We start from the raw sequence: 19,848 nt of genomic DNA, 5'->3' as shown, positions 1-19,848 counted from the left end.
CGCTCCCACATTTGGTCTTTGCTGCGTTGCGATTGGGGTGGTTCAGTCGAGGATCAGGTGCGGTAGAAACCGGCTTGAGTCCTTGGTGATCAGGCTGTTGTCTTCGCGCACGCCGATGCCTGCGGCTTGGTCAGCGATGACCCAGGAGCCGATCAGTGTATAGCTGTCGCCAAAGCGTGGCAGCGGCGCGAATTCCTGAAGGATGAACGGCGCGTCCGTGTAGGGGCCGTCTTCTTTTACGATCAGGCCGTCGGCGGTTTGCAGTTCGATGTTGGCGCCTTCGCGGGAGAAGAACGGTTTGCGCACCCAGCCCTTTGGCACGGCTTTGCCGGGGTCGGGGTCCAGGTGGGAGGCAAGCAGGTTCGGGTGGCCTTTATTGAACTCCCACAGCAGCGGCAGGATGCCTTTGTTGGAGAGGATGGCTTTCCACGCGGGCTCGAAGAACTGGGTGTCGCTCTGGGCAATCGCGGCGCCGAAGGGTTCGTGGAAGATGAACTCCCAGGCGTGCAGTTTGAACAGGTGGGGAATCCAGCGATCCTCAAGGTCGACGAAGCGGCCTTCGCTGGTGAGGCCGATGTCTTCGATGTCGATGTGGCGGGATTCAATACCAACTTTTTCGGCGACCAGGCGCAGGTAGTCGGTGGTGCCTTTGTCTTCGATCGAGTCTTTCATCGAGGCGAAGTAGAACGGCTGGTTGAGCTGCAATTGGGCGAAGGCTTGATGCAGCTTGGTGTCGATGCTGTTGAACTGGTCGGCGTGCTTGGGCAGCAGGCCGCGTTCAATGCATTGCTCCAGCCAGCCCCATTGAAACGCCGCCGCTTCATAGAGGCTGGTGGGTGTGTCGTAGTTGAGCTCGAGCAGTTTGGCTGGCCCGCTGCCGTTGTAGGAGAAGTCCATGCGCCCGTACAGGTGCGGGTGGCCTTCGAGCCATGAAGTGCGGATCATGTCGAAGAACGGCGCGGGAATGCTCAGGCGTTCCAGCAATTCCTCGTTTTGCACCACGCGGGCCACGAGGTCCATGCACATGTCATGGATCTCGGTGGTCGGGTCTTCGAGGTCGCGCTCAATTTGCTGGAGCGTGAACTGGTAGTACGCGCTTTCGTCCCAGTAGGGTTCGCCGTCGATGGTGTGGAACAGGAAGCCGAGGCTGTCGGCGGTCTGTTTCCAGTCATGACGTTCTGCGCAGTGGATCTTCTTCATGGCCTGGCTTCCTTAACTGCTCGAACCGCCGCCGCCCCAGCCGCTGCGGGCGCTGGCTTTGCTGCCGAAGCCGCCACGGGAGGTGGACGACGCAACGTTCACCGGTTTGCTGGAGGAGCGCAGCGTGTTGGAGTAATTGCTGCTGCCATATCGGGCCTGGTTGGAACGGCCAAAGGTCGCCCCGTTGGAGACACGCTGGTTGAGCGTCGAGTTGCCGTAATTGCCGCGATCATCGCGGTAGCGGTACACCGGCTCGGAGCGGTAGCTGTTGCGATTGTTGCTGAGCATGTTGCCGATCAACAGGCCGGTCAGCAGGCTGCTGGTGGAGAAGCCTGAACCACCGCTGTTGGCTTGCGAACCGGCGACTTGGGCATTGGCCGCATCGACCTGGGATTGGGTCACCTGGCCTTCGGCGGTCAGTTCGAAACCGCCCAGCCTTGGGATGAACTTGCCGGAGGAGTCTTGCTGACACCAGTCGGCGACAAAGTCGGCGTCGCAATCGGTCTGGCTGTCGTACACCGGCGCGATGCGGCGGTGCTCGGCCATGGCGGTCATGTAGGCGTCGGAGCAGACGTCGACCGGTAGCTTTTCATCGGCGCATTGCTGGACCGACTGGAAGTTGTACTTCTTCTGCAAATCGTAGGTTTTTTCGGTCGGCCCGCAGCCAGATATCGCCATGGCGACCGACGCTGCCAGCGACAGCTGGACGTACTTGCTTCGTTTCATCGAGAGCTCCGTGCGCAATCAGTACTGGGTGGGCGTCATGCACGCGGCGTTCAGCATGCCGACGCTGATAGCCACGGCGGCCACGTAGATGCCGGCCGCAACTTCGCCATTCTTGATGCGCTCGGACGTGCCTTTGAGCACCAGGCTGGTCAGCAGAAACGCCAGCAACTGGACGACGGCGGCGATCACCGACCAGACGACAAAATCCAGCAGGCTGATGGAGTAGGCAATCACATTGCTGGCCGGAATGGCGAAGCCAATGATCGCGCCGCCCAGGGCGACCGACGCCGAAACGTTGCCGGCGCGGATCAGTTCGAACTCCTTGTGCGGAGTGATGCGGGTGTAGATGAACTGGAACAGCGCGAACAGCACCGCAGCCCCCAGGATGTAGATGACAAAGCCGAGCACAGCCGCTTTGTTCAGGGAGATGGAGAGAGCTTCTAGCATGGATGGCTTCCTTTTTTAGAGCGCAGTCAGGTCGGTTGTGTACAGCGAAATGCCCAGCGACGTGCTCAGGCTGATGCCACCCTCGGCATCTTCTTCGACGGAAAACAGCAGGAACTCGCGGCGATCGGTCAGGCCGGTGTCGCGGGCGTACAGCATCGAACGGTGCTCGACGTTGTAGGCGTCTTCCGGGTTTATTACGCGCTCGCTCATCGCCACCAGTTCGGTCTGGCCGGCTTCGCTGCCCCAAACACGGGTGTATTCGACGCCGTTGTGGGTGTAAGTCGGTAGCCCGATCAGGCTTTGTGGGCCTGCCAGCCTGCGCAGTTCCGCTTCGCTGCTGAGGGTGACGTAGCTCAAGTAATTGAACAGGATCACCGACTCGACCTGCCCGGCGACTTCGCCGGTGGTGTGTACTTGCAGCCAGTAATCTTCGTCGTTCATGTAGTAGCGCGACAGCCAGGTCGATTGCCCGAGGTCAACGGTGCCGTTGGCCCAGACTTCCTGGGAGCCGGGGATCACCACCGAGGTTTTCCCATCGAGCAACAATTTCAGGGTGGTGTCGAACATCACGCCTTTGCCGGGCGCCAGGCCTAGCGGGCCGGTGGTCGGCAGCGGCGATATTGACTCGGCATTCGTTTGTGGGGCCTCAAGCCCCATCAACTGTTTAAACCATCCCATTGGAGAGTTCCTTGAGGTGGGTGGAAGCGATAGAGAAGGGAATAGATGAGAAACAATAAAAGCGGAAGATGACGCCCGAGCGCCACACAAGAAAATTCGACATGTCGCCCCTGACTCCCTGGGTACTTGATTCCTGACGCCATCGCCTCAGCGTCGGTAGGCGCAAGTGCGTTCACCCGGCATTAAACCTGCTGCGCGGTGTTGAGAGAAGTACCTTGGCAGCAATAAAGCCGGCGAGCGCACCAAACAGATGCCCTTCGAAGGAAATCCCCTGGCGCGGCACAAACCCCATGATCAACCCGCCATAAAACACCGCCACCACACCGGCGACTAACAGGTTGCTCCAGCTCCTGTGGAACCAGGCGCGCGACAAGAGGTAGGCCCATAGCCCAAAGACCCAGCCGCTGGCACCGACGTGTACGCCGGTAAACCCGAACAGCCAGACCAGCGAACCGCCCAGCAGGATAATAATCGCGCTGACGGTTATGAAACGGTTGAGCCCTTCAGCCATGACCAGGGTGCCCAGCACTACAAACGCAATCAGGTTTGCGCCCAGGTGGGCAAAGGAGGCGTGCAGAAACGGTGAGGTGAGGATGCCGAACAGGCCCTGCACGGTCCTCGGGATCAGACCGAATGCCATGAGGCTGTAACCGGTGGCGACATTGAGCAGTTGCAGCGCGACCATGAACACGGCCAGGCCTGCGATTGTCTTGAAACCCTTCAGGGCGTCCATCCTGACCTCGACGTAAAAAGGGCACAGTCAATGCCCGCCCGCTTAGAAAGAACACGGTCACTGTGGCGAGGGAGCTTGCTCCCGCTGGGCTGCGCAGCGGCCCTAAAAATGGGACTGCTACGCAGTCCAGCGGGAGCAAGCTCCCTCGCCACGGGTCGGGCAGTGGCAGCGCTACTCGGCCGACTTTTGCTTCAGACGCTCCAGAATCGCATTAGCGCTGCCGGTGTCCGGCGTGATGCCGGCTTCGCGCAGTTTGCGTTCCAGGTCAGTACCGGTCGATGCCTCGGCCAGTTCATCCTGGGCTTGCAGCTCAGCGGCACGTTGCTGCTGCTTGGCTTGCAGGCGGTTAAGCGTACCCACCGCAGTCTCCAGCTTGCCGTTGGCGCCGCCGCTGGCGACGGACGCGCTGACCTGGGCCTTTTGCACGCTTTCGCGGGCCTTGGCCATGTCCACTTGCTGGCGCAGGCTTTTGATCCGGCTTTCGGCCTTGGTGATGTCCTTGCGCATGCTGTCGGCGTAGCCACCGAACTCGGCGGTCTGCTTTTGCTCGGCGTCGCGCTCGTTGGTCAGGGTCGAAATGGCTTCGGCCACTTCCAGGGCCAGGTCTTCACGGTTGGCCTGGATAGCGGCCATCGCCTTGGATTCCAGGTCTTTGATCTTGGCGTCGTACTCGCCTACGCGGTCCGCTGCCAGCTTGTGCTTGGCCATGATGCTCACCAGCTCACGCTTGGCGTTGGCCAATGCTGTGTCGGCGTCGCGAATTTCTTGATCAAGGATGCGCAGGGCCTGTTGGTCGACGATCGATTCGCCGACTTCGCTGGCACCGCCACGCAGCGCGGTGAACAATTTGCTCCAGATGGACTGAGTCATTGGATACTCCCGAATACTTAATTGAAGAAACGTTCGAAGGCTTCGCTGGCGCGCTGCACGTTATCGACCAGGGTTTTCACCTCGGTCACGATGTTGGTCAGGCTGGAGTCGGAACTCAGCGCACCAAACATGTTGTAAACAACCTGCCCGTTCGGCATGGACTCGATACCGATCGACGACAACGGGAACATCTCCCGGCTGCGCAGCACGGCGTCATTGAAGGCGGTTACGTCGTTGATGGACTCGACGTCGACCAGCACGGTATCGACGATGATCTGCTCGCCCACCACCGCGATGTAAATCGGCAAGCCCCCGAAGTCGTTCATTTCCAGTTTAATGCTGGACTCGGAACCTTGAACCAGAGAAAGCGTAATGTCTTTGGCGACCACTTCGTCCAGGGCTTGCAGCGCGCTGAAGAGGCGGTCGATGTTCCAGTTGGTACCTGCGCTCATGAAATTCTCCGACATGAATGAGCCAGCCAGAATCGGTTGGCGAAGCTGTTTCTCCATTTGCTTGAGCAGGCTTCGGTTTTCGGGAAGCACCCAAGTCTCGTGTTTCACATAACCGGCGGCCGCCAGCCCCGCGCGCATCTGCTTCATGTAAAAGCTCGACGGCTTTTTAACCGGCGGTTTCAAGCGCTCTCCCTTGCGGCTTGCTGAATCGGTATCGGGCTCTGCGGGCGGGCTCGATGGAGAGCTGCTTTTCATGGTACTGGCCTCGTTGTGAAAATCTCACGCGTGAGAAAATCTACAGGCAATTTCCGCCAGGCTCAATAGCTCACGCGTGAGATTTTTTGTCTCACTTTTTCCCGCACCACCCAGCAGCGCCCATCGCTCAAGGCTGAGGCTCGATTGTTCCAACCTGATGAACGGTTAAATGCCATTGTTGGCGCGCCCACACTTGCCTCGCCACGCTCTAGCGCAAGCGCACCGTGACCATCGGGCTTTTTTTCGGGCACCGGCCTTACTGCATAAATGTTCCGAAATCACCTTGGCGTTGTGAATTGTTGTGAAGGCGTTGCGAATCAGCCAAAACTCCGTGCTAAGTTCCGTAACGTAGTTCCGTAACGTAGTTCCGTGACGTAGTTCCGTGACGTTGCGATTCACAGCATTCATACACAGCGGCCACCCAACTAAGGCCGCCCTCTTGTTATCAAATAAACAGCCTCGGGTAGTTAACCAGGAAGTTGTACGGCCCCGCGCGCTTTAAAAATAGCCGGGCCACACTTACATCAGGAGAGTAACCATGGTAGCGAAGGTAGAAACGACCCCAAAGGACGCCGCGGTCACTAATAAGAGCTCTGTCGCTGCCTGGGAAAAGTCCGTCAAAAAAGCCGCCGCCGCGCCCAAAGATGAGTTGGGCAAAAGCCAGAAACGCCCCGAAGGTGACACCCGCTCGGCCCAGCAAATCATCGATGACACGCCCCTGCTTGCCCAACTGGGCAATCAAAGCGGGGTGAAGGACAACCTTAAAAAGCAGGTCGGTGATTTTGATAAAGATGCGGATGCCGCCTATCGCGCGTCCAAGGTGCTGGAGCACGTGGAATACATCGACGAAGACGGCAAGCTCACCGATGGCAAGGAGGTCGGCAACCACAGCATCGACGGTTTCACCAAGGACGGCGAAGCCCGGCATGGCACCGAGGCGGGCCGTTTGCAGGACTTTGGCAAGTACGGGTATTCGAGCCTGCGCGGCGAAGTGGTCAAGTCGGACCTGGGCGACAAGCAGAAACGCCCCGACGGTGACACGCGTTCGGCCAAGGAGATTATCGACGCCACGCCCCTGCTGAAAAACCTCGGCAACCAGAGCGATGTGAAGGACAACCTCAAGAAGCAAGTGGGCGACTTCGAGACCGACGCCGACGCCGCGTACCGCGCTACCCAAGTGCTGGAACATGTGGTCAGCATCGATGAAAACGGCAAGTTGCTGACCGGTTATGACGCGCGCAATAAAGACAACGACAGCATTGATGGCTTCACCAAAGACAAAGAGGCCCGGCACGGTACCGAGGCCGGCCGCTTGCAGGATTTCGGCAAGTACGGCTACTCAAGCCTCAAGGGCGACCTGATGCACGTCAAGGACGCGACCCATACCGACAAGGCCGCGCCGCCTGATGAGCCACAGGACGTGCAGGCCCTGCGCGACAAATACAACATCCCCACCTTCGGCGCCGAAGGGCTGATGGACATGGAACTGCCCAACGACAAGACCGTGGGCGGCCAGACGGCCGAGAACTTTGTGCAGGGCATCCGCGATGACATCAAGAGCGGCAAGCTGACCGAGCACTCGGATGAGGCCAAGATCGTCAAGCTGATGGACGCCCAGGCCGCACTCGACAGTGGCTATGACCTGTACGGCTATGCCGAGAGTATCAACCTGGGCAGCGGCACTTACCGTGAAACGGATAAGAGCCCGACCAAGTTGAACGGCAAGGACGTCAAGGAGATGGTCGACGAGGACAAACTCGCCAAAGAAATTTCCACACTCATGGGCAAAGAAGGCATTAAAGACCGTTACGACGTAGAACTTAAGAACAGTGTCGGCAGCTTGTCGCAAGATCGCTTGAATGAAGTTCGCGAGCAAGTGTTCCCGGCACTGTTCAAAGACGGCACGCGTGATGCCAACTTGAACTTCGAAGACTATGTAATTGCCATGAATGACTCTGGCGACCCAAAGAAATCCGAAATGGCCGAGTTAGACGTAGACCGTTATTTTGAATCGCTGCGCATCCTCGAACCGGACAGTTACACCGCACGCCGTCAGACATTCGACCAGAACATGATGACGCACCAGCTCAACACCTACATGGAGAACCCCGACAAGGTTTCGCCGGAAAATGCCGAAAGTGGGTTGAAAGCCTCGTTCACGATGATCAAGGGCGGTATCAACGCCGTCCTCGGTGGCTTGGACAAAGGCGACAAAACCTACGACATGTACAAAAAGATGAAGGATGAGATCGACATCCTCGACGGCCATATCAAAGGGCTGACACCGGCCGAAAACAAACAGATCGCAGCGGCCATTCGTCTCGCAGCCGCCAGCGGCGACCCGAAAGCCATCGACAAGGTGGTCGACACCCAGTTGAAGGGCCTGGGCGACAAACGCGAGGCGGCCGCCGGCTCCCTGAAGACGGTGTTGCACACCGCCAGTTCCACCGGCGGGCTGAGTGCCATGGCGGGCACCATGAACCTGGTCAGCGGCGCCCTGCAGCTCGCCAATGGCGGCGGCAACATGACCGACGACCAGAAAATCGCCGCCGCCAAAGACCTGGTCGCCGGCTTGAGCTTTACTAACGACTTCCTCAAGTTCGGTTCGAACATTGTGGAAACCCTGGGAGGCACTAAACCCTATGAACCTGACGTGGATAAAGACGGCAAAGGCCCGGCAAAAATCAAAGCCACTGAATGGCTGGGGCTGATCGACGAAAACCTGCCGGATATCTGGGGCAAGAAAGCCACCGAAAAATCCGACGCACTGGCTGCCTCCATCAGCACCCAGGTTAAAGAGTCGTCCGAAACCCTCAAGAAACTCGACGTGGGCAACCTGTCGGCCGATGAGGTCAAGGAGTACGACAACGCGGCCAAATCCCTTGGCGAACACATGGGTGTCAAGGACATTCCCGGCAAAGGTAGCCCGGCGTCAAAATCCGAGATTGCGATCGCCTCCGGGCGCTCGTTCCTGCGCTTTATGGGCGGCGCCGGCCTGGATTTGACCGGCGGCGTGATGGACATCGTTTCCGGCGCACGCAAACTCAAAAATGCCAAGACCGCACTGGAAAAAACCGACGCAGCCTTCACCCTGGGCGGGGGTGCATCCGGTACCGGTATGGCCATTGCCAATACCATCGCGATGTTCGCCCCCAAAGGCGCTCACCTGGCTGGCAAACTGGCCGGTGATGTTGCCGCCACCGTGGTACGCGGGCTCGCCATCGGCGCCCGTATTGCTGGCCCGGTTTTCGCCGTGGCCGGTGTGATCTTCGGGGTGGCAGGCACCTTGATCGCAGAGGCGGTCGAGCATGCCAAAATGCAAAAGCTCACCGACTCCCAAGGCAAGTTCTTCAAAGACCTCGCCGCTGCCGGCGTGACCAAGGACGACTGGGGCGACAAGCTCGAATACGCGCGTTATGCCACCTATATGTACGGCGGTCGCGACACGCCGGACGACAAATCGATGTTCGAGTACCAGTCGGACGAATGGAAACACTTCAAGGAAACCGAAGACAAAAAAGGCAGCTCCCTGACGCGGCTGGCACCCTACCTGCACAAGGACAGCGACCCCGACAGCAAGAACTTGTGGGAAAAATTCCTGGCCGGCGGCACCAGCTCCAGCGGCCCCCATGGCAGTGAACGACATACCGATGACTGGCGGCCCTGGGGTAGCACGGACATGGATGCGGGCAAGCAGGAAAGGGCCTGATTTTATCCACTCAACGGTTGCAGCCTGCCTGAACGGCAGGCTGTAACGGTTAAACGCACCTAACCCGCCAGCTCCCGCTCAATCTGCTCAATGCTTGGCAAACTGGTTTGTAGCTCTGCCGGTAAAGACTCCACCAACTGATACTCCGCCACGCCGATCGGCCGGTTGTTGTCGCGCAATGCGTATTCAGCCACCACTTCATTTTTGCTCTTGCACAACAACAGGCCAATGGTGGGACCGTCCTGTGGGTGTTTAAGCTGAACATCCACTGCCGACAGGTAAAAACTCAGCTTGCCGAGGTGTTCGGGCTTGAACTTGCCTGTCTTGAGTTCGATCACTACGTAGCAGCGCAGCTTCAGGTGATAGAACAACAGGTCGACGAAAAACTCATCACCGCCTACATCCAGCAACACCTGCTGCCCAACAAAGGCGAAGCCGGCGCCCAGTTCAAGCAGGAAGTCGGTGACGTGCTTGATTAACGCGTTTTCTATATCGCGCTCCTGCGCATCCAAAGCCAGGCTGAGGAAGTCGAAGCGATAAGGATCCTTGAGCGATTCGCGCGCCAGGTCGGATTGGGGCTTGGGCAAATGGTGTTCAAAATTGCTGACGGCCTTGCCACTGCGCTCCAGCAGGCGATGCTCGATTTGCATCACGAGCGTGCTACGTGACCAGTTGTGTTCAATTGCCTGGGCGATGTACCACCGGCGCGTTTCGGGGCCGGGTAGTTTGTCTAGAAGCACCACATTGTGGCCCCACGGCAATTGTGCAGCAGCCTGTTGCACAAATTCGGCATTCGGCCACGCCTCGGCAAAAGCGCGCATATATTTGAGGTTGCGCGGCGAAAAGCCCTTCATCTTGGGGAAGGCCGCGCGCAAGTCTTGGGCAAGGCGATCAACCACCTTGCTGCCCCAACCCTGCGCGGCTTGGCGGGTCAGAATATCGTGGCCGATCTGCCAGTAAAGCAGCACCAGTTCGCGGTTCACCGCCAGCGTTGCTCGCTGCTGGGCCGTATGGATGCGCAGTTTAAGGTCGCTCAACCAGTCGCTGTAGCCCACAGCAGGCGTGATCAAGCCGATGGAGGTTTCGCTCATGCCCGTTTCACTCTTGACTGGAGAGGCACAGGCTAGTCAGTGGTTTTTACCGTCACAAGGGGCCGCGAGCGCTTCAGGAAGGGCCTTGCACAGATCACAGAAACGTCCTGCTGGCCTTTGCAAATCGACGCATTGCTGGGCCGTGCCTTGACTCTCCCCTATACAGCACACCCTACCCTGAAAGGCCCACTTTCAGGCTTCGGCACCATGACTCAGCGCATCCTGCTCATTCTCGGCCACCCCTCCAGCACCAGTTTTTGCTCAGCCGTCGCTGATACCTACATCCACGCGGCTACAATCGCCGGCCACGAGGTACGCGTCCTGCGGCTAGGCGAACTGGCTTTCGACCCGGTCCTGCATAACGGCTATGCCCTGCCCCAAGCCTTGGAACCCGATTTGCTCAGCGCCCAAGCCGATATCCTCTGGGCGACTCATCTGGCGTGGGTTTTCCCGATCTGGTGGGGCGGCATCCCGGCATTGATGAAAGGCTTCATCGACCGTATTTTCCTACCCGGCTTTGCCTTCAAATACCGTAAGGGCAAGGCTTTCCCGGATAAGCTGCTGCAGGGCCGCACCGCCCATTTGTTGGTGACCCTGGACACGCCGACGTGGTATTACCGCTGGGTCTATCGCATGCCGGGGATTCATCAGATGCGCAGCACGACCCTGGCCTTTTGCGGCATCAAGCCGACCAAGACGCTGATGTTCGGACCTGTACTGGGATCAACCGCAACGCAGCGCGACACGTGGCTGAAACAGGTCGGCGCACTATTTGAAAAAAGGAGTTTTCATGTACATCGGCAAAGCCGCGCAGTTGTCGGGCACGACCATCAAGGCGATTCGTCATTATGAAGCGATTGGCCTGCTGCCAGCGCCACAGCGTGCGGGGCGTTATCGAGTTTACTCGGCGCAGAGTGTCGAGTTGCTGACGCTGATCAAATGCGCGCAGCAATTGGGGTTCAAGCTCAAGGAGTTGCAGGGTATTTTGCACGGGCACGAGGGCGATGCGTTGCCTTGGGAAAGGGCAGACCAGGCCATCGCCAGCAAGAAGTGCGAACTGGCCGGGCAGATTGCCGGGCTGCAGAAAATGCAGGCCGGGTTGATGGCATTTGAAGCGCAGCTCAAGGACGCACAGGGGCAATACTGCGGTATGCGCTGAGCCGAATAAAATGCCTAATCGGCTCACGAAATGAGCCGAATAAGCATTTTATTCGGCTCAACGGCAGACCAGTGACAGCCCCGCTCATTTGCCCAGAATCCCCATGTCTGCTAGTGTCGCGCCGGTTTACCGTCTACCGGATTAGCCGCCATGGCCCGCAAAAAAGTTGCACTCGATTTCGAACAATCCCTCGCCGACCTGCAAACCCTGGTTGAGCGTCTGGAGAACGGCGAGTTGTCGCTGGAAGACTCGTTGACGGCGTTTGAGCAAGGCATCGGCCTGACGCGCGACTGCCAGAGCGCGTTGGCGCAGGCAGAGCAGAAGGTGCAGGTGTTGCTGGAGCGCGACGGCGAGTTGGCCGAAGAACCTTTCGATGCGGAACAGCCCGAATGATCGATGCGTATCAGGCCAGCAGCCAGGCCCGGGTCAATGCGGCACTCGAACCTTTGTTCGTAGCGCCAGGCCCGGAGATGAAGCGCTTGTATGAAGCCATGCGCTACAGCGTGATGAATGGCGGCAAGCGTGTGCGCCCGCTGCTGGCGTATGCGGCCTGTGAAGCCCTGGGTGCGCCGGCCGAGCACGCCAATGGCGCGGCGTGTGCGGTTGAACTGATTCATGCCTATTCCCTGGTGCATGACGATTTGCCGGCCATGGACGATGACGATCTGCGTCGCGGCCAGCCCACCACCCATAAAGCCTTTGACGAAGCCTACGCGATCCTCGCCGGTGACGGCTTGCAGAGCCTGGCGTTCAGCGCCTTGCTGGACCCACGCCTGAACAGCGTGAATGCCGAGATCAGCCTGCGCATGGTCACGGCCCTGGCCTTGGCCGCAGGCCCGGCCGGTATGGTCGGCGGGCAGGCCATCGACATGGGTTCGGTCAGCCTCAAGCTCGACCAAAAAGCCCTCGAACATATGCACCGTCACAAGACCGGCGCGCTGATCGAAGCCGCCGTACACTTGGGCGCCCTGGCCAGTGGCCGCGCCGAAGCTGCGCAATTGGCGGCCCTGCAGACCTATTCCCGGGCCATCGGCCTGGCGTTTCAGGTGCAGGACGACATTCTCGACGTGGAAAGTGACACCGCCACCCTGGGCAAACGCCAAGGCGCGGATATCGCCCGGGACAAACCGACTTATCCGGCGTTGCTGGGCCTTGATGCCGCCAAGGCTTACGCCCTGGAACTGCGCGACCAGGCCCTGGACGCCCTGCGACCTTTCGACGCGGCGGCCGAGCCACTGCGCGACCTGGCGCGGTATATCGTCGAACGCCGCCACTGATAACCGCGGCCTTTCGCGCCGCATATCGGCCAAGTTCGGCGCCCTGCGTGGGCAGTTTGCACCGCTTGAGGTAAACTGCCGCCTCTTCTATACCTATAACGATTCGCCTGATGCCCACGACGTTTCAAGAGATTCCCCGCAAGCGCCCGTCCACGCCCCTGCTCGACCGTGCTGTCACGCCGGTTGGCCTGCGTCGACTGGGTGAAGCCGAGCTGGAAACCCTGGCCGATGAGTTGCGCCTGGAATTGCTCTACACGGTCGGCCAGACCGGTGGGCATTTCGGTGCCGGGCTGGGCGTCATCGAGCTGACCATCGCCTTGCACTACGTGTTCGACACGCCGGACGACCGGCTGGTGTGGGACGTGGGCCATCAGGCGTATCCGCATAAAATCCTAACAGGCCGCCGCGAGCGCATGGGCAGCCTGCGCCAGAAGGACGGCCTGGCCGCCTTCCCGCGCCGCTCCGAGAGTGAGTACGACACCTTTGGCGTCGGCCACTCCAGCACCTCCATCAGCGCCGCGCTGGGCATGGCAATTGCCGCCCGCCTGCAAGGCAGCGATCGCAAGGCGATTGCGGTGATTGGTGATGGCGCGCTGACCGCCGGCATGGCCTTTGAAGCACTGAACCACGCGCCGGAAGTGGACGCCAACATGTTGGTGATCCTCAATGACAACGACATGTCGATTTCGCGCAATGTGGGTGGCCTGTCCAATTACCTGGCAAAAATCCTTTCGAGCCGCACCTACGCCAGCATGCGCGAAGGCAGCAAGAAGGTGCTCTCGCGCCTGCCCGGCGCGTGGGAAATTGCCCGGCGTACCGAAGAATATGCCAAGGGCATGCTGGTACCCGGCACCCTGTTTGAAGAGCTGGGCTGGAATTACATCGGCCCGATCGACGGCCATGACCTGCCGACCCTGATCGCCACGCTGCGCAATATGCGTGACCTCAAGGGCCCGCAGTTCCTGCATATCGTCACCAAAAAAGGCAAAGGCTTCGCTCCGGCAGAAGTCGACCCGATTGGTTACCACGCCATCACCAAGCTCGAACCCGTGGATGCGCCCGCCGCTGCGCCGAAAAAAGCCAGCGGGCCGAAGTATTCCGGCGTGTTTGGCGAATGGCTGTGCGACATGGCCGCCGCCGACCCGCGCCTGGTGGGCATCACCCCGGCGATGAAGGAAGGCTCCGACCTGGTGGCGTTCAGCGAGCGTTTCCCGCTGCGCTACTTCGATGTGGCAATTGCCGAGCAACACGCGGTGACCTTCGCCGCCGGCATGGCCTGTGAAGGCGCCAAGCCGGTGGTCGCGATTTACTCCACCTTCCTGCAACGCGGCTATGACCAGCTTGTTCACGATGTGGCGGTGCAGAACCTCGACGTGCTGTTCGCCATCGACCGCGCAGGTTTGGTCGGCGAAGACGGCCCGACTCACGCCGGCAGCTTCGATTTGTCCTACCTGCGCTGCATCCCCGGCATGCTGGTGATGACCCCGAGCGACGAAAACGAACTGCGCAAGATGCTCAGCACCGGCCACCTGTACAACGGCCCGGCTGCCGTGCGCTACCCGCGCGGCAACGGCCCGAATGCGGTAATCGAGAAAAACCTCGAGCCGATCGAGATTGGCAAAGGCATCGTGCGCCGCCAGGGCAGCAAGGTCGCGTTTCTGGTGTTCGGCGTGCAAGTGGCCGAAGCCCTTAAGGTCGCCGAGAAAATCGACGCCACCGTGGTCGACATGCGCTTCGTCAAACCGCTGGATGAGACCTTAGTGCGTGAAATCGCCGCCAGCCATGAACTGCTGGTGACCGTCGAAGAAAACGCCATCATGGGTGGCGCCGGTGCGGCAGTCAGTGAGTTCCTGGCGCGGGAGAACATCCTCAAGTCGGTGCTGCACCTGGGCTTGCCGGATGTGTATGTGGAACACGCCAAACCGGCGCAGATGCTGGCCGAATGTGGCCTGGATGAGGCCGGGATCGAGGCTTCGGTGCGCGCGCGCATGGCGCTGCTGGGCCTGTAAAACACTCATAACATGTGGGAGCTGGCTTGCCTGCGATAGCATCACCTCGGTCTTACTGAAAAACCGAGGTGACCGCATCGCAGGCAAGCCAGCTCCCACATTGTTTTTGTATTGCTGCTCAATGCTATGGACAGCCCATGAATCGCCTTCGCTTTGCCCTGCCCCTGCTGTTGCTCCCCGCCACTGCCGTGCTGGCCGACAGCTTCGAGCGCGACGACGCCCTCAAACTCCCCAACGTGGTGATCAGCGCCAACCGCCAGGTGCAGGCGCGTAACGACAGCAGCGCCGCCAACAGCGTGTTTACCCGCGACGACATCGACCGCTTGCAGCCCACCAGCGTGAGCGACTTGCTCAGCCGTGTGCCCGGTGTGCAGGTGGCGCAAAGTGGTGGCCGTGGCAGCGTGACCAACGTGTATGTGCGCGGCACGTCCACCGCCCAGAGCCTGGTGTTGGTGGATGGCCAGCGCATCAGCAGCTCCACCACCGGCACCAGCAACCTGCAATACCTCAACATCGACCAGATCGAACGCGTAGAAGTGCTGCGCGGCTCGCGCTCGGCGATCTACGGCAGCGATGCGATTGGCGGGGTGATTCAGATCTTCACCCGGCGCAACACCGAGTCGGGCCTGCAACCGCGCCTGCACGTGGGCTTTGGCAGCAATCAGACGTGGGAGCGCAGCCTGGGACTGTCCGGCGGCGACCAGCAAACCCGCTTCAGCCTTGGCGCCAGCCTGGATGACACGGCGGGGATCAACCGCACACGCACGTCGTACCCGAGCGATGGCGACCACGATGCTTATCGCAACAAAGCCATCAGTTTCAGCCTGAGCCATGCCTTCACCGATGACATCGACGCTGGCGTGAATGTGCTGGATAACCGTGGCAAAAGCGAATTCGACAACCCTTTTGGTCGCTATGACTCGCTCACCTACCAGAGCTTCCAGCAAAAACCCTATACAGACTTCACCGTCAGCAGCGTCAGCAGCTATGTCGACGCGCGCATCAACGATGCGTGGAAGTCTCGCCTGGAGCTGGGTCACAGCGAAAACCGCGAAAAAACCCTGGATAAACTCAGCGACGACCGCAGTGTGTTCAACACCTACCGCGACTCGCTGACCTGGCAGAACGACTTGACCCTCAATGATCAGAACAGCCTGATCCTGGGCGGCGACTGGTACGAAGACCGGGTCAACAGCAGTACGGTGCTCGCCGAAGACAGCCGCTGGAACCGCGCCGCGTTTATCCAGCACCGCTTTGAAACACAGTATTTTTCCACCGAGCTGGGCCTGCGCCGCGACCAGAACCAGCAATTCGGCGGTCACAACAGCTGGAGCGGCACCCTGACCCTGCCGGTGAACCCGGATAACGACCTGTTGTTCAGTTACAGCGAAGGCTTCCGCGCACCGACCTTCAACGACCTTTATTACCCGGACGAATACGGCTTCAAAAACGCCAACCCAAACCTGAAACCCGAAACCTCCAAAAGCTATGAACTGCAATGGCGCAGCCAGCTCAGCGACACCAGCCGCCTGGAGGCGTCGCTGTACCGCACCGATATTCAGGACGCCATCGTGTTCGGCAGCGACGGCCCACAAAACGTCAGCTCGGCCCGCATCAATGGCTTCGAAGCAGCGCTCAAGCAAGAACTGTTCGGCTGGCAAGGCAGCCTCGGGCTGGCGATGATTGACCCACGCGACCGCGACACCGGCCGCACATTGGCTCGCCGCGCCAGACGCACGGTGAGCCTGGATCTGGATCGCCAATTCGATCAGTTTGGCGTCGGCGCCAGCTGGCAAGCGGTAAGCAGCAGCTACGATGATCCGAAAAACCAGCAACGGTTGGGTGGTTACGGGTTGCTGGGGCTTCGCGCCAGTTGGGCGGTGAACCGTGAAGTAACATTGAACATGAAGGTCGATAACCTGCTGAACAAAGACTACAGCCGGGCGCTGTATCAGTATCAAGGCCAACAATACGGCTACCGGGAAGAAGGCCGGGCGCTGTTGTTTGGAGTGACCTGGACGCCGGAACTGTAACGCCAGCGCGCACTATCAATGGTCAGTACTGCCTCTTGATCCGCTCGTTAGACGTCAGGCTGCCTGCTGCCACCTGCTTGCTGCACGTTGAGTAGCCCCAGGCATTTGCCCAACCCTGGGAGGTGAACGAGACGAAATAATCGGCTCTTTTACCATCGCGCTCCAACGCGTAATCAAAGCACTGGGAGGTGCCGCCACGGATCGAGGTGATTTTCGCAGGCTTCTGGATAGTGAGGAGGTCTTGCTGGGTGCTGTCCACCGTTGCGGTCCTGTCCACCACTGGGTGATTACCAAATGTCCTCAGTTCGGAAATTCTTTGGGAAATATCGCACCCGCTTATAAGCGCCAATGCGAAAGCGGCGCCGGCCATCGCCAATAGATAACGCATGATGTGTCCTTGATCAGCTCGAATGGGAGAGCCGCGAAACTAGCACTCCTAGGCGGGTAGATCGCCAGGCAAAATCCGATGGTTTTGACAGACTAATCGCACCGCAGCAGACGAAAACACAGCGACTCTCAGCGCTGGGCAGCCATTGCCTGACAGAGCTTCGCGATGGCCTCAACCATCTGCCCGCTGGGCCGCTCCAGCCCCTTGTCGGGCACGACCTGCAAACGACCTTCAGCCACCGCCGCGATCTGAGGCCAGGCCTTCCACTCGTCGAGTTGCGCCTGATCACCCGCCAGGATCAGCTGAGGGTTGCGCTGCAACACTGACTCGACGCTGACCTGCGGCGCGGGCAGCTTGAGGTCGGCAAACACGTTGCGTGCGCCACATACCTCCAAGGCATCACTGATGATCTGCCCGCCGCCCACGGTGTACAGCGGCTGGTTCCATACCTGATAAAACACACGTAACGGTTCGGCGCGCTGATAGCGTTGGCGCAGTTCGGCCAAGCGTTGGCGTAACTGCGCGGCCAGCGTGCGCCCCGCCGCTTCGCGGCCCAATTGTTGAGCGATGGCTTGTACCTGGGCCGTCAGCTGTTCAAGGCTATGGGGTTCAGCCACATAAACCGGGATATTCAGGCGCTGCAATTGCTCGCGCTGGGCCGGGCCAACACTGCCGGGCCAGAGCAGAATGAGGTCGGGCTTGAGGCTGAGCAAGCGCTCCATATTCAGTTGGCCGTATTGCCCAACCGACGGCACTTGGGCCAATGCCGCCGGGCGCTCGCCGCCGTCGAGCACGCCCACCAGCAGGTCGGCGGCGCCCAGTTCGACCACGATTTCGGAGAGAGACGGCGCCAGGCTGACGACGCGTTCAACCGCAATCGCCTGGGCACTGAATGCCAGCACCAGAAGCGACAGCCAAACACGCATCATCCCAGCTGACGCGGGATGCGATAGAGATAGAACAGCACCAGTGTCGACAGCGCCAGCAGGCACAGCGGCACCGCCTCCAGGCCGACAAACACCGCCAACGCACCGATCCAGGCTGGCAGGGCAGCCACCAGCAACGCCGTGCGCCGACGTGCCGCGAGGGTGATCCAGGCAGCCGGTTCTTCGGGCGTGTCGAGGGCTTTGGAAGTGGCAATCAGCGCGTGTTTATATCCATGAAAATAACGCAGGCTCAGAAACATCGAGGCCACGCCGGCAATAAAGAACGGCATGGCCAGTACGGGAAGCAGGGATTCGGCCTGACCAAACACCAGGTTGATGACAAACAACGGGAGCAATGCCAGGGCCAGGTACTGCCACCAGTTGAAGGACAGTCGCCGTTTTACCTGGCCACGGGTCACGCGCGGTCGACCTCGCCCTGATGCTCGTTGCCCATCATGTGGTCGAGCTTGCTGGCTTTGGTGGCCAGGTAGAGCTTGTTGTGCGGGTTTTGCCCGGTGTGCAGCGGCACGCGCTCGGCCACGGTGATGCCCATCTCGGTCAAGGCTTTGACTTTGCGCGGGTTGTTGGTCATCAGGCGCAGGGATTTGACGCCCAAATGCTCCAGCATCGGCAGGCAGATCGCGTAGTCGCGCTGGTCGGCGGCAAAACCCAGGCGCTCGTTGGCTTCGACGGTATCGGCGCCACCATCTTGCAGCTCGTAGGCGCGAATCTTGTTCATCAGGCCAATGCCACGGCCTTCCTGGCGCAAGTACAGCAGCACACCACGGCCTTCACGGGCAATGGCGCGCATCGCCGCTTCCAGTTGCGAGCCGCAGTCGCAGCGCTGGCTGAACAAGGCGTCGCCGGTCAGGCATTCGGAATGCACGCGGCCGAGCACCGGCGCGCCGTCGGCGATATCACCCAGGCTGAGCACGACGTGCTCGCGGCCAGTGGCCTCTTCGAGAAAGCCGTTCATGGTGAACGTGGCAAAAGGGGTAGGCAGCTTGGAAGCGGCGACGAAAACGACGGGCACCGTGTGCTCCTGATTTCAGATTTCACAGAGGGCGTCATTGTAACAGCAGGTTCCTACAGACGCTTAAGCTGAATTATCGCTGATAAAGATCAATAGGTTCGATTGGCCTTCGTCCTGGTTCTATGCAGGTCAGAACGGGTACGGTTGTTTCCAGTGCTCGAAAATCGCTTTCAACTCGCCGCTCTTCACCAACGTGGCCATGCGTTGCTCATAAACCCCCATCAATGCCCGCCCACGCTCGGTGTCGGCAAAGCCTATGTAGAGCGGCAGTTCGGCTATATGAGTGAGCTTGAATTGCGCCGGGTCATCCGACTGGCTGAGCACGTATTTGGCTTCAGTGAGGGCATCAATATAGAAGTCGGCGCGGCCGTGTTGCAGCATCGGCAGGATGCCACTCCGACGTTCTATCGGGTTGAAGCGGCGCACATTCGGCAGGTATTCCTCGTACTTGTAGCCGCGCACCCAGGCCAAACGGTAATTACCCAGCGTGGCGATGCTCGGTGCAGGTGTGGCTGCCAGCCCTAGGGCGTAGATGTGGTCGGAGTCGAAATTCCAGTGCGGGTACAACACGCCACTGGCTTCGTCGCGATAGGAACCGACCCAGCCATCCACCTCGCCACGCTGGGCCAGGCCGACCGAACGGGTATAGGGCACGCTGCGGGTTTGCACGGTAATGCCCACCGGCTCGAAGATCTTTCGCAACACATCCCAGGCCAGGCCGCTGCCATCTTTGTTGGTGTAGTCGTTCCACTGCTCACTGGCCAGCATGATCTTGCCAGGGACAGGTGCTTCATCGGCGAGAATCTGGGTTGCGAGAGCGCACAACACTATCAGCAGCCAACGGCGCACACCCATGGTGACT

20 protein-coding genes are annotated in these 19,848 nt (G+C 59.8%); 7 read left to right on the top strand and 13 right to left on the bottom strand.

The features are described from left to right. Positions 1 to 42: 42 nt before the first annotated feature. From HBO23_RS10975 to HBO23_RS10945, 7 genes are all read right to left on the bottom strand, one after another. Positions 43 to 1,200, bottom strand: coding sequence for a glutathionylspermidine synthase family protein (locus HBO23_RS10975; protein WP_170038040.1), 1,158 nt, complete (start codon positions 1,198 to 1,200; stop codon positions 43 to 45). 12 nt (positions 1,201 to 1,212) lie between these two features. Next, a complete protein-coding gene (locus HBO23_RS10970; protein WP_017136014.1) occupies positions 1,213 to 1,926 on the bottom strand; it encodes a DUF1190 domain-containing protein in 714 nt (237 codons plus the stop codon). A gap of 18 nt (positions 1,927 to 1,944) precedes the next feature. Next, complete coding sequence (locus HBO23_RS10965) at positions 1,945 to 2,373, bottom strand: DUF350 domain-containing protein (protein WP_017136013.1); 429 nt, start codon at positions 2,371 to 2,373, stop codon at positions 1,945 to 1,947. A gap of 15 nt (positions 2,374 to 2,388) precedes the next feature. Continuing rightward, complete coding sequence (locus tag HBO23_RS10960) at positions 2,389 to 3,051, bottom strand: DUF2491 family protein (protein ID WP_099547566.1); 663 nt, start codon at positions 3,049 to 3,051, stop codon at positions 2,389 to 2,391. A 172-nt stretch (positions 3,052 to 3,223) separates the two neighbouring features. After that, on the bottom strand, positions 3,224 to 3,784 hold the full coding sequence (locus HBO23_RS10955; RefSeq protein WP_099547565.1) for a rhomboid family intramembrane serine protease: 561 nt from the start codon (positions 3,782 to 3,784) through the stop codon (positions 3,224 to 3,226). A 171-nt stretch (positions 3,785 to 3,955) separates the two neighbouring features. Continuing rightward, entirely contained in the window at positions 3,956 to 4,654 is a 699-nt protein-coding gene (locus HBO23_RS10950; RefSeq protein ID WP_017136010.1) for a PspA/IM30 family protein, read from the bottom strand. Positions 4,655 to 4,671: 17 nt separating this feature from the next. Then, positions 4,672 to 5,253 (bottom strand): YjfI family protein, encoded by a 582-nt coding sequence (locus tag HBO23_RS10945; protein WP_032865490.1) that lies wholly within the window; start codon positions 5,251 to 5,253, stop codon positions 4,672 to 4,674. A 646-nt stretch (positions 5,254 to 5,899) separates the two neighbouring features. Here HBO23_RS10945 and HBO23_RS10940 point away from each other — a divergent pair. Continuing rightward, positions 5,900 to 9,070, top strand: coding sequence for a hypothetical protein (locus HBO23_RS10940; RefSeq protein ID WP_170038038.1), 3,171 nt, complete (start codon positions 5,900 to 5,902; stop codon positions 9,068 to 9,070). 59 nt (positions 9,071 to 9,129) lie between these two features. Here the strand turns inward: HBO23_RS10940 and HBO23_RS10935 are convergent, their stop codons facing one another. Further along, positions 9,130 to 10,161 carry a PDDEXK nuclease domain-containing protein gene (locus HBO23_RS10935; RefSeq protein ID WP_170038036.1) on the bottom strand — a complete coding sequence of 344 codons (1,032 nt, stop codon included), beginning with the start codon at positions 10,159 to 10,161 and terminating at the stop codon, positions 9,130 to 9,132. Positions 10,162 to 10,368: 207 nt separating this feature from the next. Here HBO23_RS10935 and HBO23_RS10930 point away from each other — a divergent pair, with 207 nt between their 5' ends. The 6 genes from HBO23_RS10930 (at position 10,369) to HBO23_RS10905 (ending at position 16,639) form a co-directional block, all read left to right on the top strand. Then, positions 10,369 to 11,013 (top strand): NAD(P)H-dependent oxidoreductase, encoded by a 645-nt coding sequence (locus HBO23_RS10930; protein ID WP_026013600.1) that lies wholly within the window; start codon positions 10,369 to 10,371, stop codon positions 11,011 to 11,013. Continuing rightward, positions 10,952 to 11,320, top strand: a complete 369-nt coding sequence (locus tag HBO23_RS10925) for a MerR family transcriptional regulator (RefSeq protein WP_017136005.1) — start codon at positions 10,952 to 10,954, stop codon at positions 11,318 to 11,320. The genes HBO23_RS10930 and HBO23_RS10925 overlap by 62 nt, the downstream gene beginning before the upstream one ends. A 150-nt stretch (positions 11,321 to 11,470) precedes the next feature. Beyond that, entirely contained in the window at positions 11,471 to 11,713 is a 243-nt protein-coding gene (locus tag HBO23_RS10920; RefSeq protein WP_003176346.1) for an exodeoxyribonuclease VII small subunit, read from the top strand. Beyond that, complete coding sequence (locus HBO23_RS10915; RefSeq protein WP_170038034.1) at positions 11,710 to 12,597, top strand: farnesyl diphosphate synthase; 888 nt, start codon at positions 11,710 to 11,712, stop codon at positions 12,595 to 12,597. Before HBO23_RS10920 ends, HBO23_RS10915 begins: the two co-directional genes overlap by 4 nt. Positions 12,598 to 12,707: 110 nt before the next feature. Beyond that, positions 12,708 to 14,606, top strand: a complete 1,899-nt coding sequence (gene dxs / locus HBO23_RS10910) for a 1-deoxy-D-xylulose-5-phosphate synthase (protein ID WP_017136004.1) — start codon at positions 12,708 to 12,710, stop codon at positions 14,604 to 14,606. A gap of 137 nt (positions 14,607 to 14,743) precedes the next feature. Next, on the top strand, positions 14,744 to 16,639 hold the full coding sequence (locus HBO23_RS10905) for a TonB-dependent receptor (protein ID WP_170038032.1): 1,896 nt from the start codon (positions 14,744 to 14,746) through the stop codon (positions 16,637 to 16,639). 22 nt (positions 16,640 to 16,661) lie between these two features. Here HBO23_RS10905 and HBO23_RS10900 read toward each other — a convergent pair whose 3' ends face one another. From HBO23_RS10900 to HBO23_RS10880, 5 genes are all read right to left on the bottom strand, one after another. Then, positions 16,662 to 17,027, bottom strand: coding sequence for a hypothetical protein (locus HBO23_RS10900; RefSeq protein WP_138451025.1), 366 nt, complete (start codon positions 17,025 to 17,027; stop codon positions 16,662 to 16,664). A gap of 128 nt (positions 17,028 to 17,155) precedes the next feature. Next, a complete protein-coding gene (locus tag HBO23_RS10895) occupies positions 17,156 to 17,956 on the bottom strand; it encodes a cobalamin-binding protein (protein ID WP_138451027.1) in 801 nt (266 codons plus the stop codon). Further along, positions 17,953 to 18,372, bottom strand: coding sequence for a nuclear FMR1 interacting 1 family protein (locus HBO23_RS10890; RefSeq protein WP_064454324.1), 420 nt, complete (start codon positions 18,370 to 18,372; stop codon positions 17,953 to 17,955). The genes HBO23_RS10895 and HBO23_RS10890 overlap by 4 nt, the downstream gene beginning before the upstream one ends. Beyond that, positions 18,369 to 18,986: a GTP cyclohydrolase II gene (gene ribA, locus HBO23_RS10885; RefSeq protein ID WP_017135999.1), complete on the bottom strand. Its 618-nt coding sequence runs from the start codon at positions 18,984 to 18,986 to the stop codon at positions 18,369 to 18,371. Before ribA ends, HBO23_RS10890 begins: the two co-directional genes overlap by 4 nt. A gap of 129 nt (positions 18,987 to 19,115) precedes the next feature. After that, entirely contained in the window at positions 19,116 to 19,841 is a 726-nt protein-coding gene (locus HBO23_RS10880) for a transporter substrate-binding domain-containing protein (protein WP_099547555.1), read from the bottom strand. Positions 19,842 to 19,848 lie beyond the last annotated feature (7 nt).

It is taken from the genome of Pseudomonas sp. WS 5532, from assembly GCF_012985445.1.
In the GTDB taxonomy this organism is placed as follows: domain Bacteria; phylum Pseudomonadota; class Gammaproteobacteria; order Pseudomonadales; family Pseudomonadaceae; genus Aquipseudomonas; species Aquipseudomonas edaphica.
The sequence above is the reverse complement of the archived record's forward strand: the minus strand, read 5'-3'. Positions and strand labels throughout refer to the sequence as shown.

Coding starts and splice junctions, on each gene's coding strand:
- HBO23_RS10930 (WP_026013600.1), top strand. CDS start 10,369: ATGACTCAGCGCATCCTGCTCATTCTCGGCCACCCCTCCAGCACCAGT.
- HBO23_RS10975 (WP_170038040.1), bottom strand. CDS start 1,200: ATGAAGAAGATCCACTGCGCAGAACGTCATGACTGGAAACAGACCGCC.
- HBO23_RS10940 (WP_170038038.1), top strand. CDS start 5,900: ATGGTAGCGAAGGTAGAAACGACCCCAAAGGACGCCGCGGTCACTAAT.
- HBO23_RS10880 (WP_099547555.1), bottom strand. CDS start 19,841: ATGGGTGTGCGCCGTTGGCTGCTGATAGTGTTGTGCGCTCTCGCAACC.
- HBO23_RS10960 (WP_099547566.1), bottom strand. CDS start 3,051: ATGGGATGGTTTAAACAGTTGATGGGGCTTGAGGCCCCACAAACGAAT.
- HBO23_RS10950 (WP_017136010.1), bottom strand. CDS start 4,654: ATGACTCAGTCCATCTGGAGCAAATTGTTCACCGCGCTGCGTGGCGGT.
- HBO23_RS10955 (WP_099547565.1), bottom strand. CDS start 3,784: ATGGACGCCCTGAAGGGTTTCAAGACAATCGCAGGCCTGGCCGTGTTC.
- HBO23_RS10915 (WP_170038034.1), top strand. CDS start 11,710: ATGATCGATGCGTATCAGGCCAGCAGCCAGGCCCGGGTCAATGCGGCA.
- HBO23_RS10970 (WP_017136014.1), bottom strand. CDS start 1,926: ATGAAACGAAGCAAGTACGTCCAGCTGTCGCTGGCAGCGTCGGTCGCC.
- HBO23_RS10895 (WP_138451027.1), bottom strand. CDS start 17,956: ATGATGCGTGTTTGGCTGTCGCTTCTGGTGCTGGCATTCAGTGCCCAG.
- HBO23_RS10965 (WP_017136013.1), bottom strand. CDS start 2,373: ATGCTAGAAGCTCTCTCCATCTCCCTGAACAAAGCGGCTGTGCTCGGC.
- HBO23_RS10905 (WP_170038032.1), top strand. CDS start 14,744: ATGAATCGCCTTCGCTTTGCCCTGCCCCTGCTGTTGCTCCCCGCCACT.
- HBO23_RS10935 (WP_170038036.1), bottom strand. CDS start 10,161: ATGAGCGAAACCTCCATCGGCTTGATCACGCCTGCTGTGGGCTACAGC.
- HBO23_RS10900 (WP_138451025.1), bottom strand. CDS start 17,027: ATGCGTTATCTATTGGCGATGGCCGGCGCCGCTTTCGCATTGGCGCTT.
- HBO23_RS10925 (WP_017136005.1), top strand. CDS start 10,952: ATGTACATCGGCAAAGCCGCGCAGTTGTCGGGCACGACCATCAAGGCG.
- dxs (WP_017136004.1), top strand. CDS start 12,708: ATGCCCACGACGTTTCAAGAGATTCCCCGCAAGCGCCCGTCCACGCCC.
- HBO23_RS10920 (WP_003176346.1), top strand. CDS start 11,471: ATGGCCCGCAAAAAAGTTGCACTCGATTTCGAACAATCCCTCGCCGAC.
- HBO23_RS10945 (WP_032865490.1), bottom strand. CDS start 5,253: ATGAAGCAGATGCGCGCGGGGCTGGCGGCCGCCGGTTATGTGAAACAC.